Origin of the sequence: unidentified bacterial endosymbiont (assembly GCF_918797525.1) — a bacterium.
Lineage (GTDB): Bacteria > Pseudomonadota > Gammaproteobacteria > Enterobacterales > Enterobacteriaceae > Enterobacter.
This window is the reverse complement of the sequence record NZ_OU963893.1, coordinates 2,334,674-2,349,221: the sequence shown is the minus strand read 5'-3', so window position 1 is coordinate 2,349,221 and position 14,548 is coordinate 2,334,674. Positions and strand designations below refer to the sequence as shown.

Annotated in this window: 9 protein-coding genes; 5 read left to right on the top strand and 4 right to left on the bottom strand. The window is 55.8% G+C overall.

Features of this window, described 5'->3' with window-relative positions; all coding sequences use genetic code 11:
- Window positions 1–13: 13 nt before the first annotated feature.
- Entirely contained in the window at window positions 14–1,351 is a 1,338-nt protein-coding gene (locus tag NL510_RS11210) for a TolC family outer membrane protein (protein WP_253384659.1), read from the bottom strand.
- A gap of 760 nt (window positions 1,352–2,111) precedes the next feature.
- Here NL510_RS11210 and NL510_RS11205 point away from each other — a divergent pair.
- Together NL510_RS11205 and NL510_RS11200 are read left to right on the top strand one after the other, a co-directional pair.
- On the top strand, window positions 2,112–2,855 hold the full coding sequence (locus NL510_RS11205) for a DeoR/GlpR family DNA-binding transcription regulator (RefSeq protein ID WP_253384657.1): 744 nt from the start codon (window positions 2,112–2,114) through the stop codon (window positions 2,853–2,855).
- A 13-nt stretch (window positions 2,856–2,868) separates the two neighbouring features.
- Entirely contained in the window at window positions 2,869–3,936 is a 1,068-nt protein-coding gene (locus NL510_RS11200) for an oxidoreductase (RefSeq protein ID WP_253384655.1), read from the top strand.
- Window positions 3,937–3,985: 49 nt separating this feature from the next.
- Here the strand turns inward: NL510_RS11200 and cybB are convergent, their stop codons facing one another.
- Window positions 3,986–4,516 (bottom strand): cytochrome b561, encoded by a 531-nt coding sequence (gene cybB / locus NL510_RS11195; RefSeq protein WP_253384652.1) that lies wholly within the window; start codon window positions 4,514–4,516, stop codon window positions 3,986–3,988.
- A 137-nt stretch (window positions 4,517–4,653) separates the two neighbouring features.
- Window positions 4,654–6,093, bottom strand: coding sequence for an aldehyde dehydrogenase (gene aldA / locus NL510_RS11190; protein WP_253384651.1), 1,440 nt, complete (start codon window positions 6,091–6,093; stop codon window positions 4,654–4,656).
- A gap of 304 nt (window positions 6,094–6,397) precedes the next feature.
- Between aldA and NL510_RS11185 the strand changes: the two genes are divergently transcribed.
- The 3 genes from NL510_RS11185 to NL510_RS11175 are packed head-to-tail and all read left to right on the top strand — an operon-like array spanning window position 6,398 to window position 10,542.
- On the top strand, window positions 6,398–8,050 hold the full coding sequence (locus NL510_RS11185) for an efflux MFS transporter permease (RefSeq protein WP_436299123.1): 1,653 nt from the start codon (window positions 6,398–6,400) through the stop codon (window positions 8,048–8,050).
- 33 nt (window positions 8,051–8,083) lie between these two features.
- Entirely contained in the window at window positions 8,084–9,166 is a 1,083-nt protein-coding gene (locus tag NL510_RS11180) for an HlyD family secretion protein (protein WP_253384649.1), read from the top strand.
- Entirely contained in the window at window positions 9,163–10,542 is a 1,380-nt protein-coding gene (locus NL510_RS11175) for an efflux transporter outer membrane subunit (RefSeq protein WP_253384647.1), read from the top strand. Before NL510_RS11180 ends, NL510_RS11175 begins: the two co-directional genes overlap by 4 nt.
- Window positions 10,543–10,592: 50 nt before the next feature.
- Here the strand turns inward: NL510_RS11175 and hrpA are convergent, their stop codons facing one another.
- Entirely contained in the window at window positions 10,593–14,495 is a 3,903-nt protein-coding gene (gene hrpA / locus NL510_RS11170) for an ATP-dependent RNA helicase HrpA (protein ID WP_253384645.1), read from the bottom strand.
- Between the last annotated feature and the right edge of the window lie 53 nt (window positions 14,496–14,548).

Genomic DNA, 14,548 nt, shown 5'->3' with positions numbered 1-14,548 from the left:
GGCGCGTCTTTTTTTAACTCAAATCAGGCAATTTGGCGGCCGCGTTTTTCTCTATGCCAATAAGCGGCATCAAATTATCTACCGCTGAGGCGTAATTAATTGCCGAACTCCAGCCATCATATTCAGCCATTATTTTCGCCGATGTGGCCTGCCATACATCCTGTTCAACGCTGAGCAAATCGTTAATGCTCCGCTTGCTCAGGGTATATTCATTCTTATAGACATCGCGGGCTCGCAGGGCATTTTCCAGCTGCACCTTGCCCGCTTCCATTCTGCCGTGCGCGCCGGTCCAGTCGGCTTGCGCCACGGAGGCCTTTTGCAGGACATCGAATCGCGCCTGATCAACCTGTGACGATGCCATCGCCCTCGCCTCTTCGGCCTGGCGCACACGTGCTGAAACGGCGCCTCCCTGATAAAGCGGGGCGTCAACATTGAGCTGGATCTGATCGTCCCAGTACGAGCGGTTGTCCGACTCATAACGGGTGCGACCGCCTTTCAGGCTTAACGTCGGCCAGTGCTGAGAGCGAGCGGTTTCCACGCCATACTGGGCTGAGCGTTCCATATTCTGCGCCGCCATGACCGCCGGGATCAGCGAATAATCAATACGATTCAGCGAGTCAGCTTCAACGGCAAGCTTCGCCGGAACAGGTGAATACGTTTGTGCCTGCATGCCGGTCAACACCGCAAGCCGCGCGCGGGCGCTGTTTAACGACGCGTTATATTGCTCCACCATCGCCTGCATGCCCGCGATACGCGTACGGGTTTGCAGTTCGTCGGATGTCGAACTCACGCCAGCATCAGCGCGCAACTTTGCCAGTTGCTCCACATTTTTAAGCGCCTTAACATTCTCTTTTGCCGCCTGCAGCAAGTCGCTATAGCGCTTAACCTCTACGTAGCTCAGGGCCGTTTTTTCCGCCACGTCCGATAACGTGCCCATCAGCTTATAGCGGTAGCTGTCACGTTGCGCCGATGACTGGCTAATGCTGTTATTGGTTTTGCCAAAATCGTAAAGGCGCTGTGTCAGGCTCAATCCCCACGCCGCAGAATTTCTTAACGATCCGCTGGAATCGGTTGTTTGGCTGTGCCCGGTGCTACCGTTTAATGATATTTGCGGCATCCAACCGCTGCGTGCTTCGTCTATTTGCGCCTGACCAATGCCTAATTGCGCTGCCTGCTGGCTAACTGACGGGTCACGATCGATGGCAAACAGAATACTCTCTTTTAAGGTGGTCGCTGCAACCGGGGAAATACCAACCTGGCTGCTATTAGCGTGCGCCCGAGGGAAGGCCATCGCTATTAATATCACTACCGTTGAAAATCTGAATAACATGTCATTACGCAATGTAGTCAATTTCTACCCCCCAGATTCTGAGCTTTACGGAAATACCGATCCAAAAGAGGTATAAAAATTAGAAAATTATCCTTCACTCTCTCCCTCAATTTGGAGGAAAAGTTCCCCATACCCATTTCCGCGGAGATGGAGTCGCCCTAAGGCCTATAAAAAATTAAGAATTTACTTATTCCTAAAACTGAATTGCAGTCTACCAAAATGAGTTATACGCAACTACACCTTCAATGTTAACGAGGTGTTACGTATAAGAAAAATCCTTAGATTTCTGGACAAATGCTTAAAAAACACCTTTCGAATGAAGCTCTAAAAACCCTTGTTATTTAAGTAAAATTTTCAAATAACACGCCGCACATTTTTGCGTTAATTTACTCACGCATCAGACACAAAGATTTTCAAAGTACTGTCAGCTTACGTAATTAGTGACGGCAAAGCGATATTTTACTCTTAAGATAAACATTTATTTAGATTTTAATGCCAGAGAAAAATAAATTAGCGGGATTATAGATGGTTTATTGTCAACTTTTCGGCCATATAACCTGAAATGTTAAATGAAATGATAAAAGTATACTGCTGTTAACATTTCTGAGAGATTTCTTATAACTGACTAATAATATTTCAATTATTACGCCATGTAACCGTAACATTTCTCGCCCTGAATGTTGTACTCCATCCTGCTTAAACCTGAGTGCAACAGATTCACATTTCGACAATTTGCTGTAATATGCAGTTTATTGCGATATTTTGCAGGGTTAAAGTCACGATGCACAAAACCGCCCGCCAGAGACATCTTCTGGAGATCATCAGCGAACAGGGTCAAGCCAGCATCAGCGAGCTTGCGCGAAAACTGCAGGTTTCTGCTGATACTATCCGCCGCGATTTGACCGATCTGGAAACCCGTGGGCTGGCGCAGAAAAACCACGGCGGCGCCATTGCGCTTGATCTTTCGGCCATGAACCGCCAGGGCAGAAATTCACTGCTGCCTGAAACCAAACAGCGCCTCGGGAAACGGGTCGCGCAGAGCGTTCCGGCAGGTTCAACGCTGTTTCTGGATGCGGGTAGCACGGTTCTGGCCGTCGCCGCCTTTCTGAAAGGCCCGCTGACCGTCATTACCCCCTCGCTGGATATTGCCCAACTTTTCAGCGAGCGGACGGACATTGAACTGGTTCTGCTCGGCGGGAAATGGGACATACAGCAGCGCCTGTTCGCTGGCAGCGCGACCCTCGCTCTTCTCTCACGCTATCGGGCGGATATTGCCATTCTCGGCGCCTGCGCGATCCATGCTGAGCTTGGCTTAAGCGCCAGCCAGGAAGCGGATGCCGAGGTGAAACGGGCCATGCTGGCGGCGAGCCGCCAGCACTGGATTGTTACCGACCACCTCAAACTGAACCGCTGCGAACCCTGGCTGGTTTGCGGGTTAACCGATATTCATCAACTGTTTTTAGACCGTCCCTGGGCTGAAGCCGGGGATACTGGCGCATTGCAGGTCACGATTTGCGCGAACTAACGTGGAGCTCGTTATGAATAACAGTAAGACCATTAACATTGCGCTGATTGGGTATGGCTTTGTCGGCAAAACGTTTCATGCCCCGCTTATCCAGTCTGTCGAAGGGCTTAGGCTAACGGTGGTCTCTTCCGGCGATGAAGAGAAAGTGAAGCGCGATCTGCCGGATGTTCAGGTTGTCTCTACCCCGGAGGAAGCGATTCATCATCCGGATATCGACCTGGTGGTCATCGCCTCGCCGAATGCCACCCACGCGCCGCTGGCGGCGCTGGCCCTGAACGCCGGTAAACATGTGGTGGTTGATAAGCCCTTCACCCTTGATATGCAGGAAGCCCGGGAGCTGATTGCCCTGGCGCAGGAAAAGCAACGCCTGCTCTCCGTGTTTCATAACCGCCGCTGGGACAGCGACTTTCTCGGCATTAAGCAGGTTATCGGGCAAGGCCGTATTGGAAAGGTAAAGCTCCTGGAATCGCATATTGACCGCTTCCGCCCGGAAGTTCGCGTGCGCTGGCGAGAGCAAAACGTCCCGGGGAGCGGATTATGGTTTGACCTCGGGCCGCATTTGATTGACCAGACGCTGCAGCTCTTTGGCCTGCCTCAGTCGGTACAGGGAAACATCGCCACCCTGCGTGACGGCGCGGAAATTAACGACTGGGCGCACGTCGTTCTGAACTACCCGAAGCATAAGGTCATTTTGCATTGCAGCATGCTGGTTGCAGGTGGAACATCACGCTTTACCGTGCATGGCGATAAAGCCAGCGTGGTGAAGGGGCGTATTGATCAGCAGGAAGTTCAGCTTCTGGCAGGCGTAACCCCGGGCAGCGAAAGCTGGGGAGAAGACAGCGATGATATGGTGCTGTTTGACGCTAATGGCGACGCGCAGGCGCTGAAAACGCCGAAAGGCGATCAGCGCCAGTATTACCTCCACGTACGCGATGCGCTGACGGGTAAAATCGATAACCCGGTGCATCCCGTCGAGGCTCTGGCGGTCATGGCGGTGCTGGAAGCGGCGGTGAAATCCTCAGAGACCGGATCCACCCAGACGCTGGCGCTGACGGCGGAAGAACGCGCTCATCTGCAATAATGACGCGTGAAGGATGCCCTGCAGAACGCGGCAGGGCATCGCTACAGCGTTACTGCCGTTTATTCGGCATCATGCGCAGGAGGGTGTTATCTTTCCAGTAATAGTGATGCATCAACGCCGCAAGGGCGTGCAGACCAATAACAAAATAGCCCAGTTTTGCCAGCGTCACGTGCCACTCCTTGAGCACATCCACCACATCAAAATTCGATTGCGCCGCATGCGGCATCACCATGCCAAAGGCCAACCAGTCATGTCCACGGTTGTACATCATCACAATGCCAATCAGCGGCAGGGCAATAAACAACAGGTAGACGATTAAGTGTCCCAGATGCGACATGCCGATAATCATCGCCTTCGGTTTTGGTTGAATGGGCGGCGCACGGAATTTAAGGCGCACCAGCAGACGCGCGACCATTAATACCAGGATGGCGATACCGCACGAGACGTGGGTCATGTTAACGAGCGGGCGCGCGGTGCGGGGGAAATAGCCTCTTAACTCCATCGCACAGTAGGCGATGATGACCAGTAAAAACACCAACCAGTGAATACCAATTTGCAGGCCTGTATATCGAGTGCGCATGAGATTTCCTGAAAAAACGGTTACCGCGCCAACATAATCCGCTTTAGCTAAAAATTCATTATTTTTATGAATTGTTTTTCAGCGATGTCTCCTCACGAAACCGTCTCCCCCGCCGCATGCAGAGGGGGAGACGCAGATCAGGACTGAAGATAGACAACCTGCGTTTGCAGATATTCATTCAACCCGTGTTTACCATCTGCCCCGCCAATCCCTGATTTACGCCAGCCCGCATGGAAGCCCTGCATCGCTTCAAAGTTTTCGCGGTTGATATAGGTCTCACCAAACTTCAGGCCGTTAATGGCCTTCATGGCGACGTTCAGATCCTGCGTATAAACAGAGGAGGTTAACCCGTAGTCGCTGTCATTAGCCATCGTCAGCGCCTCTTCCAGCGTGGTGAACATCACCACCGGCAACACCGGGCCGAAGGTCTCTTCATGCATGATGGCCATATCCTGTCGCACATCCAGCAGCAGCGTTGGCGGATAGTAATACCCTTTTCCGGCAACCGCCTTGCCGCCGAGAACCACCTTCGCCCCTTCCTCTACCGCCCGGGCGACCTTTTGCGCCACGCGCTCACGCGCGGCGGCGTTAATCAGCGGCCCCATTGCGATGTCGGTACGCTCGGCGGGATTACCAAACTGGACGGCTTTCATTGCCTCACCAAGGCGATTGACAAAGCGGTCGTAAATGCCTTTTTGCACATAGACCCGCTCGACACAATTACACACCTGCCCGGAATTGATCACCCTGGAATCGACAATCGCTTTTACCGCCAGCTCCAGGTTGGCATCGTCCATCACAATAGCCGGTGCTTTGCCTCCCAGCTCCAGCCCCACTCTGGTAATGTTTTTCGCCGCCGCAGCCATGATTTTTTCCCCGGCGCCAACGCTTCCGGTCATGCTCACCATCGCCACGTTCGGGTTCCCCGCCAGCTCCTGTCCCACGGTTTCGCCGCGCCCTAATACCAGGTTAAAAACCCCTTTGGGCAGGCCGATTTCGTCGACAATTTTAGCGAAGGCGATAGCATTATTGGGCGTAAATTCGCTCGGCTTAATCACTATGGTATTGCCGGTCAGCAGCGCGGGCGCGAGCTTGCGGGCAATAAGGAAGAAGGGAAAGTTCCACGGCAGGATCCCGGTGGTAACCCCCAGCGCGCGCTTAAATACCAGAATATTCTCCCCGGGACGGTCGCTCTGGATAATTTCGCCCTCATAGCGGCGCGCCCACTCGGCCATATAATCGATATAGTCTGCGGTAAAGTTAACTTCCACTTCCGCCAGTTGCTGGATTTTGCCGCCTTCGGCCACGATTAGCGCGCTGATGTCACTGGCACGCTCGCGGATCCCGGCTGCAATTTTACGCAGCCAGCGGGCGCGTTCGATGGCGGGCTGCGCCTCCCACTGTGCCTGCGCGCGCTGAGCGGCGTCGATCGCTTTGCGCGCATCTTCAGCCCCCCCATCGGGAATACGGGAGATGACCTCTTCGGTTGCCGGGTTGATCACATCAATCCAGGCATCACCCTGCCAGGGAACAAACCGTCCATCAATATACATCGGGTGTTGTACGGATACTGTCATGACCTGCTCCTGTAATTACACTGTTTTTAACAAGTAAACTTATTGTTAAAAGCTACTATCACAGGATCACTTGCCTACTCTATCGCGCTGTTTTTGTGAGATATCTCATAAAAGAAACCGATCACTACAATGAAGATGTTACATATTTGAAACAGCAAATGCCCGTTTGCGGCAAAGGTTGCGCAAACGGGCAATGATGTGCCGCGAAAACGTGCGATAATCATATTCACTTGAATTATGATTTGTGTCAGACGTAGAATCATTAGCCCGCTCACTATTCAACTTTTCCAAAGGTAAAGCCGTTATGCGCCTGCCCCAACGCGACCCCTATGCTCCTCGCGAGTGGCAGCCTCATGAAAAACCTGCCCTGCTGGGTTCGCCCTCGACGCCGGTTCACCGTACACCAAAGCGAGTTGCCTATGGCATCGTTGGCCTGCTGGTGTGTCTGACGGGCGCTCTGGGCAACGCGGTGGTCGCCGCCAATCTGCAAAACCTGCAGGGAACGTTCAGTGCCTGGTCGACAGAAATTGCCTGGCTGCCTGCCGTCTACGTTATGACCAACGTCTCGATCAACCTGCTGCTGGTAAAATTTCGCCAGCAGTACGGTCTGCGCGCCTTCACCGAAGGATTTTTGGTGCTGTATGTGCTGGTCACCTTCTTCCACCTGTTTGTAAACGACTTAAGCTCCGCGCTGATGGTCCGCGCCGCACACGGAATGGTCGCCGCCGCGCTCAGTTCGCTGGGCATTTACTATCAGATCCAGGCCTGGCCTGCAAAGCACCGTCTTAAGGCGCTGACGATCGGTATCACCGGCTCCTCGCTGGCTATTCCCCTTGCCCGGCTATTCTCTACCGAACTGCTTCAGCTTGATGAGTGGCGCGGGCTCTATTTCTTCGAGCTGGGGCTGGCTCTGGTTTCATTGGCCTGCGTGATGGTGCTCAAGCTGCCGCCGGGCGATCGGCGTAAGGTGTTCGAGAAAAAAGACTTTGTCACCTTCTTTCTGTTGGCCCCGGGCATGGCGTTGCTGTGCGCGGTGCTTTCTCTGGGCCGTCTCGTCTGGTGGTTTGAAGCCCCGTGGATCGGCTGGTCACTGGCGTTATCGCTGGTATTGATCGTTGCGGCTATCACCTTCGAACACGGCCGCACCAACCCGTTGCTTAATACCCGCTGGCTGTCGAGCGGCAGCATCCTGCGACTAGGGTTAATCATGCTGTTAATTCGCATCGTGCTGGCGGAACAGAACACCGGGGTCATTGGCTGGTTACAGTATGTTGGCCTGCAAAACGAACAGATGACGCATCTGGCGTGGGCGATATTTGCCGGTATTGCCTGCGGTATCGTTGCCAGTTGTCTGACGATCAAACCGACAAAGCTGGCCTGGCCGATCGTCACCTCGCTGGCGCTGATGATTGTGGCCTCGCTGCTGGACAGCCAGTCTAACAACCTGACGCGCCCGGACCAGCTGGTGCTGAGCCAGTTCCTGTTAGGTTTCGGCAGCGCCTTTTTCCTGGCCCCGGCTATGCTGGCCGCGATAGGTGGGGTAATCGCCGAGCCGCGAAACCTGGTCAGCTTTTCGGTGATGTTTGGTATGAGCCAGAACCTGGGCGGTTTGCTTGGGTCCGCCATTCTCGGCACCTTCCAGACCTGGCGCGAGAAGTATCACTCCAGCCTGCTGGCCGACCAGCTCACCACCCTTAACCCGCTGGTTAGTGAACGTATTCAGGCCTATACCCGCCTGTACCAAAGCCTGATCGGCGACAGCTCGCTGCTCGGGACGCAGGCTATCACCCAGCTACAGACGGTGACCGCGCTCGAGGCAAACATTCTGGCTTACAACGATACTTATTTACTGACGGCCTGTATTGCCGCCGCCACCCTGGTGTGGATTCTCTGGCGCTTGCTGCGCCTGCGCATCACCGCCCGCATGGCGCTCAGGAAAGCGACCGGCAATCATTAATGGATTTAACACTATGATGTTTCAGGAGAAGTTATGAGTCAGCAGGATGCCGCTAAAGAGCAGGCCAACACCCGCAAAAATGTCCGCGTGGTATCGGTTTTCACCGCCACGGCGATCGCGATTGTCGGCGTACTGGTGATCCTCTATGCCTGGCAATTGCCGCCGTTCACCCGTCATGCGCAGTTTACCGATAATGCCTACGTGCGCGGCCAGACCACGTTTATCAGCCCACAGGTGAATGGATATATCACTGAAGTGAATGTTCAGGATTTCGTGCAGGTCAAAAAAGGCGATCTGCTGTTACAGATTGATGACCGTATCTATCGCCAGCGCGTCCATCAGGCCCAGGCCCAGCTGGCAATGAAAATAGCCGCGCTGAGTAATAACCTGCAGCAGCGTAAAAGCGCCGAGGCGGTGATCGTTAAAAACGAGGCCGCCCTGAAAAACGCCCGCGCGCAAAGTCTGAAGTACCAGGCCGACCTGAAACGCGTGAAGGCCTTAACCGCAGACGGTTCACTCTCCATCCGCGAGCGCGATGCGGCGCTGGCCAGCGCCGCCCAGAGCCGCGCGGATATTGACCAGGCCGGGGCCACGCTTGAGATGTCGCGGCAGGATCTGCAGTCAGTTATCGTCAATGATGATGCGCTCAGGGCGGACGTGGACAATGCCAAGGCCGCGCTGGAGCTGGCGCAAATCGACCTGCAAAACACCCGCATTGTCGCCCCGCGTGACGGTCAGCTTGGTCAAATTGCGGTCCGTCTGGGGGCATATGTGAGCGCCGGGACGCACCTCACCACGCTGGTTCCCCCTCAGCACTGGGTGATTGCCAATATCAAAGAAACCCAGCTGGCCACTATACGCGTCGGGCAGCCGGTGACGTTCACCGTCGACGCGTTAAACAATAAAGCCTGGCAGGGCCGGGTGGAGAGTATCTCTCCGGCCACCGGCGGTGAGTTCAGCGCCATTTCGCCGGATAACGCCACGGGTAACTTTGTCAAAATTGCCCAGCGCATTCCGGTGCGCATCGAAGTATTGGGCAGCGCTGAGGATTCAGCGCAACTGCGTCCGGGCATGTCGGTGCAGGTCACTATCGATACGCGGGAGGCGAAGCCATGACCCTGCGCCCGATAGCGGGCCTGCTGTTTGCCATCACGGTGACCGGCTGTCAGTCGGTCGACGTCACACCTGCGCAACCGTCACTGACCCTTCCCGCCCAGTGGCGTGCCGATGCTGGCCCCGCCAGTCCGGCACAACGGCTCTGGTGGCGTAATTTTCATGATAACGACCTGAACCGTTACGTGGATCAGGCGCTTGAACACAATAATGACGTGCTGATTGCCCGCGAGCGTATCAATGAATATCTGGCGCGAGTCTATGCCGCCGACGGCAGCCTTTTCCCGACGCTTGATGCAGGCGTCAACGGCACACGGGCGCGCTCACAGTCTGTGGCAACCGGCCTGCCGGTTTACGGTACGCTGTATAAAGGCAGCCTCACCGCCAGTTACGATGTCGATATCTGGGGCGTGAACCGCAGCACCGCTAACGCTGCCGATGCGTCGCTGGACGCGCAGAAAGCGGCGGCAGCGGCGGCGGATTTGACCGTGGCCTCGTCGGTAGCCTCTGGCTACGTCACGCTGTTGTCGCTCGATGAACAACTGCGCGTGACCGACTCTACGCTCAGCGCGCGCGAAGCGGCATTCAACCTTGCCAGACGGCAGTTTGACACCGGCTACAGCTCGCGTCTGGAATGGATGCAATCTGACTCCGAGCTACGCGCCACCCGGGCGCAGGTGCCGGTGCTGCAGCACCAGATTGCTCAGCAGGAGAACGCCCTCAGCCTGCTACTTGGCAGTAACCCTGGTGAGGTGGCGCGCGGTGGAGATTTTGACTCTCTGACGCCGCTACCGCTCCCGTCGCAACTGCCTTCGACGCTGCTTAACCGCCGTCCGGATATCGTGCAGGCTGAACGGCAGCTTATCGCCGCCGATGCCACATTAGCGGCGTCCCGGGCCAGCCTGCTGCCGTCTGTCAACCTGACAGCCAGCGGTTCGGTGCAGGATCGCACCCTTGCGGGGTTACTGGATAACCCACTCCAGCTCTGGAGCGTGGGCGGCAGCATTCTGGCTCCACTCCTGAATCGCCAGGCGCTGAATGCGCAGGTGGATATTTCCCAGTCCCAGCGTAACCAGGCGCTGTACAGCTACGAGAAAATTGTGCGTAACGCCTTTGTCGAGGTGAACGATTGCCTTGATGCCATAACGCGTTTTGGGCAACAACTGACGGAACTTGAGGGACAGCAGGAGGTTGCCCGGGAGACGCTGCGTATTGCGCAAAACCGTTACAACAACGGCTATTCCTCTTATCTGGATGTGCTGGACGCGCAGCGAACGCTGTACGCGGTGCAGATTAACGTGGTGCAGATCAAAAATAACCTGCTGCTGGCGCAAATTGATTTGTACAAAGCCCTCGGCGGCGGATGGGCGATGAGCTAATGACAGGCCCGGTCGCGCTTCGCTTACCGGGCCTGTGTTGACGCGCTTTCTTATACCGGGATCTGCTCCATCGCCTGCACGATACGCTTGTCTGAAATCGGATACGGCGTCCCCAGTTGTTGAGCGAAGAAGCTGACGCGCAGCTCTTCAATCATCCAGCGGATCGCCTTAACGTCTTCATCTTCACGGCGGGCGGGCGGCAGTTTGTTCAGCCACTGCTGCCACGCCTGCTGCACGCTTTCCACTTTCAGCATCTGCGCGCGGTCGCGGTGCGGATCGGTGGCCATTTTCTCCAGCCGCTTTTCAATCGCCTGCAGATAGCGCAGCGTGTCGCCCAGGCGATTAAAGCCGTTGCCGGTGACAAAACCGCGGTACACCAGCCCGGCCATCTGCACTTTGACATCCGACAGCCCCAGGGCCATGGTCATATCGACGCGCCCTTTCAGACGCTTGTTGATGTTGAAGACGGCTGTCAGGATCTGCTCGACCTGTTTGGCAATCTCCACCACGGTGTCGTTCAGCTCTGCGCGCACTTTATCATGCAGCTTCGCAAACCCCTCTTCCGTCCATACCGGACCACCCGCTTCATGGATCAGCTTGTCCACGCCGCAGGAGATGCAGTCGTCGATCAGATCCAGCACTTTACCGTACGGGTTGAAGTAGAGACCGAGCTTGGCTTTGTTCGGCAGTTTCTCGTGCAGATACTTTATCGGCGACGGGATATTGAGCAGCAGCAAGCGACGCAGGCCGCGCCACATCATCTGCTGCTGTTCCAGTGGGTTATCAAACAGCCTGATGGAAACGCTGTCCCGATCGTCGACCAGCGCAGGCCAGGCTTTCACCCTGTAGTTGCCGCGTTTCTGTTCGTAGCTTTCCGGCAGTTGACCAAAGCTCCAGATATGCAGCCCGCTCTGCTCGATGCCGTCATCGGCTACGGCGGAAAGAGTTTCCTGGACCTTACCCTTCAGCGCCTCTTTTAGCGCGGTCAGGCTGCGGCCTTCCTGCAGCTTTTTGTTTTTATCGTCTACCAACCGGAAGCTGACTTTCAGGTGATCGGGCACCTGATCCCAGTTCCACGCCTCACGCTCAATGGTGGTGCCCGCCATGCGTCTGAATTCACGTTCGAGGGCATCCAGCAGCGGCATTTCCAGCGGCGTTACGCGGCCTAAAAAGGCATCGGCATAGTTAGGCGCGGGAACAAAGTTGCGGCGTACCGGTTTCGGCAACGATTTAATCAGGGCAATCACCAGCTCACGGCGCAGGCCGGGAATTTGCCACTCAAACCCGCTCTCTTCCACCTGGTTTAACAGCGCAAGCGGAATATGGACGGTGACGCCATCGGCATCGGTCCCCGGTTCAAACTGGTAGGTTAAGCGCAGCTTGAGGTTGCCCTGATGCCAGAAGTTCGGGTAATCAAGCTTGCTGACCGACTCCGCCCCTTCTTTAATCAGCATGCTCTTTTCAAAGTTAAGCAGGTCTGGCGTCGCTTTACTGGCTTTCTTCCACCAGCTATCGAAGTGACGGGCGGACATCACCTCGTGGCTGATGCGCTGGTCGTAAAACTCGAACAGCGCGTCGTCATCCACCAGAATGTCGCGGCGACGGGATTTGTGCTCCAGTTCTTCTACTTCAGCGCGCAGCCTGAGGTTTTCCCGGAAGAACGCATGGCGCGTCTGCCAGTCTCCTTCCACCAGCGCATGACGGATAAACAGCTCGCGGCACAGCGCCGGGTCAATCTGGCTGTAGTTGACCTTACGCGCCGCCACCACCGGCAGGCCGTACACGGTGACTTTCTCCGTCGCCATTACCGCGCCCTGCGCCCGCTCCCAGTGCGGTTCACTGTACGCGCGTTTCAGCAGATGTTGGGCCAGCGGTTCAACCCATTCTAGATCGATACGCGCGGCAATGCGTCCCCACAGGCGGCTGGTTTCCACCAGTTCGGCCACCATGGTCCATTTCGGCGGTTTTTTGAATAAGCCCGACCCCGGGAAGAGGGAGAAACGGGCGTTGCGCGCGCCGGTATATTCCTGTTTATCAGCATCTTTCATGCCGATATGTGAAAGCAGGCCGGTCAGCAGCGCGAGATGGATCTCGCGATATTCTGCCGGTTCACTGTTGACCGGAATACCCAGCTCCTTCACCACCTGGCGCAGTTGGGTGTAGATATCCTGCCATTCGCGCACGCGTAGATAGTTGAGGAACTCGACGCGACACTGGCGGCGGAATTGATTCGACGACAGGGCTTTTTGCTGTTCACCGAGGTAGTTCCACAGGTTCACAAAGGCGAGGAAATCGGACTCTTTATCGTGGAAGCGACGGTGTTTTTCGTCGGAGGCCTGCTGTTTCTCCATGGGACGCTCGCGCGGGTCCTGAATGGAGAGCGCCGAGGTGATAATCATCGCCTCGCGCACGCAGCCGTGTTTTTGCGCTTCCAGCACCATCCGCGCCAGACGCGGGTCAACCGGCAACTGGCTAAGCTGGCGGCCCAGCGGCGTCAGTTTATAGGCGGTCGCCTGCGCATCGGTGGCGATCGCGCCCAGCTCTTCCAGCAGACGCACGCCGTCCTGAATATTGAGCTTGTCGGGCGCTTCAACAAACGGGAACGCGGCGATATCGCCCAGCCCCAGCGCGGTCATCTGCAGAATAACGGACGCGAGGTTGGTACGCAGAATCTCCGGGTCGGTAAATTCCGGACGCGACAGGAAATCGTCTTCCGAATAGAGACGAATACAGATCCCTTCCGACACGCGGCCACAGCGACCTTTACGCTGGTTAGCCGAGGCCTGCGATACCGGTTCAATGGGCAGGCGCTGGACTTTGGTGCGGTAGCTGTAGCGGCTGATGCGCGCCGTACCCGGGTCTATCACATATTTGATGCCCGGCACGGTCAGCGAGGTTTCCGCCACGTTGGTCGCCAGCACAATGCGGCGCCCGTTGTGCGCCAGGAACACGCGGTTTTGCTCGCTGTTCGATAAGCGTGCGTAGAGCGGCAGGATCTCGGTATGACGCAGGTCGCGCTTGTTCAGCGCCTCGGCGGTATCACGAATTTCACGCTCGCCGCTCATAAAGATTAAGATATCGCCCGCACTCTCATTACCCAGTTCATCAACGGCGTCGAAGATGGCCTGCAGTTGATCGCGCTCGGTGTCGTCTGCTTCTTCAACTATCGGGCGATAGCGCACCTCTACCGGATACGTCCGGCCAGAGACCTCGATAATCGGCGCATTGTTGAAATGCGTTGAGAAACGCTCCGGGTCAATGGTGGCGGAGGTAATGATGATTTTCAGATCCGGACGGCGCGGTAACAGCTCTTTCAGATAGCCGAGCAGGAAGTCAATATTCAGGCTGCGCTCGTGTGCTTCATCGATGATGATGGTGTCGTACTGCATGAGCAGACGATCCTGCTGGATCTCCGCCAGCAGAATACCGTCGGTCATCAGCTTGACCTGGGTGTTATCGCTCACATGGTCGCTGAAGCGGACTTTGTACCCAATACAGCCACCCGGTTCTGTTTGCAACTCTTCGGCAATACGGTTGGCAACGGTACGCGCCGCCAGTCGACGCGGCTGGGTGTGACCGATCAGCCCTTTGACTCCGCGACCCAGTTCCAGACAAATTTTCGGCAACTGGGTGGTTTTGCCCGACCCGGTTTCCCCGGCGACAATCACCACCTGGTTATCCCGCACCGCGTTAAGGATGTCCTGCTTTTTCTGACTAACGGGCAGGTTTTCCGGGTAGGTTATCTGCGGACGTGCGGCTTGGCGCAGCACAACCTTCCCTGCGGCCTGTTCAATCTCTTTCGCCATCTCCTGGTAAATGGCCTGTTGTGCATCAGGATTTTTAACCTTCTTGACTCCGTGCAGACGGTGGGCAAAGCGCTGTTTGTCGCGCAGCATCAATGAATTAAGCTGTTGCAGGAGCATCGGCAAGGTTAATTTTTGGTGTTCTGTCATAGCGTTAACGGGCAGTGCTCTGCCGGATAAATTCTGTTTTCAATGATAGGTAT

Excerpts from the sequence above, each read along its gene's own strand:
- NL510_RS11205 (WP_253384657.1), top strand. The coding sequence starts at position 2,112 with ATGCACAAAACCGCCCGCCAGAGACATCTTCTGGAGATCATCAGCGAA.
- NL510_RS11200 (WP_253384655.1), top strand. The coding sequence starts at position 2,869 with ATGAATAACAGTAAGACCATTAACATTGCGCTGATTGGGTATGGCTTT.
- cybB (WP_253384652.1), bottom strand. The coding sequence starts at position 4,516 with ATGCGCACTCGATATACAGGCCTGCAAATTGGTATTCACTGGTTGGTG.
- aldA (WP_253384651.1), bottom strand. The coding sequence starts at position 6,093 with ATGACAGTATCCGTACAACACCCGATGTATATTGATGGACGGTTTGTT.
- NL510_RS11185 (WP_436299123.1), top strand. The coding sequence starts at position 6,398 with ATGCGCCTGCCCCAACGCGACCCCTATGCTCCTCGCGAGTGGCAGCCT.
- NL510_RS11180 (WP_253384649.1), top strand. The coding sequence starts at position 8,084 with ATGAGTCAGCAGGATGCCGCTAAAGAGCAGGCCAACACCCGCAAAAAT.
- NL510_RS11175 (WP_253384647.1), top strand. The coding sequence starts at position 9,163 with ATGACCCTGCGCCCGATAGCGGGCCTGCTGTTTGCCATCACGGTGACC.
- hrpA (WP_253384645.1), bottom strand. The coding sequence starts at position 14,495 with ATGACAGAACACCAAAAATTAACCTTGCCGATGCTCCTGCAACAGCTT.